The 978-nt window shown below is 48.9% G+C and carries 1 pseudogene; it reads left to right on the top strand.

The features are described 5' to 3' along the window. Window positions 1-978, top strand: a pseudogene (locus tag R7Z77_RS24275) (transcription-repair coupling factor); the annotation flags it as partial.

The following is a 978-nucleotide window of genomic DNA, read 5'->3' as shown; positions in this document are numbered from 1 at the left end:
CCTGAGAGTGCAACTAGAGAACTCGGGTTACCGTCATGTAGACCAAGTATTTGGGCCGGGTGAATACGCGAGCCGAGGTTCGATTCTCGACTTGTTCCCAATGGGCAGTGCAGATCCTTACCGCATTGACTTTTTCGATGATGAAATCGACACCATTCGCACTTTCGATCCAGAAAATCAGCGTTCTATCGAAGATATTCAGCAAATCCAATTGCTGCCTGCGCATGAATTCCCAACGACGAAAGAAGCGATTGAAGATTTCCGTACTCGTTGGCGCACCCAGTTTGAGGCGAGACGCGAGCCAGAATCCATCTACATGCAAGTCACCAAAGGAACGTGGCCGGCAGGCATTGAATACTGGCAACCACTGTTCTTCGACCATACCGAAACCCTGTTCGACTACTTACCTGAAGATTCGCAGCTGATCACATACGGCGACATTGAAGCAGCTGTCGACACATTCTTAAATGACGTCGAATATCGCTACGATCAAAAGAAAATTGATCCTCTGCGTCCACTTCTTGCCCCACATGATTTGTGGCTCAAGAAAGACGAATTGTTTGCACACTTCAAACAACTTCCTCAGGCACAGCTCAGCCTAGAGAAAGGAGTGAAACGTGCTGGCCGCCAAAACTGAGCGGTACAAACACTGGCAGAACTTGGCGTTCAACAGCAAAACAAAGAGCCATTGTCTCGTCTGCGCCAATTCAGCGAACAATTTACGGGCAAAATCATCTTTTCCGTGGAATCAGAAGGTCGACGCGAAGCCCTGACTGCGCTTCTGCAAGGCATCAACGTTCGCCCAGTGGTACAAGAATCGCTGTATCACGCTTTGGAGTCAGACCACCGTTTCACGTTGATTCTTGGTTCAGCAGAACACGGCTTTATTCATGACGAGCTGAATTTCGCGCTGATATGCGAAAGTGACTTGCTTGGCGATCGCGTAATTCAACGCCGTCGCAAAGACAAAAAAGCCGT

The organism is Vibrio sp. 1401, from assembly GCF_033340295.1.
Note: the sequence above shows the minus strand (reverse complement) of the source record. Positions and strands in the feature narration are given on the sequence as shown.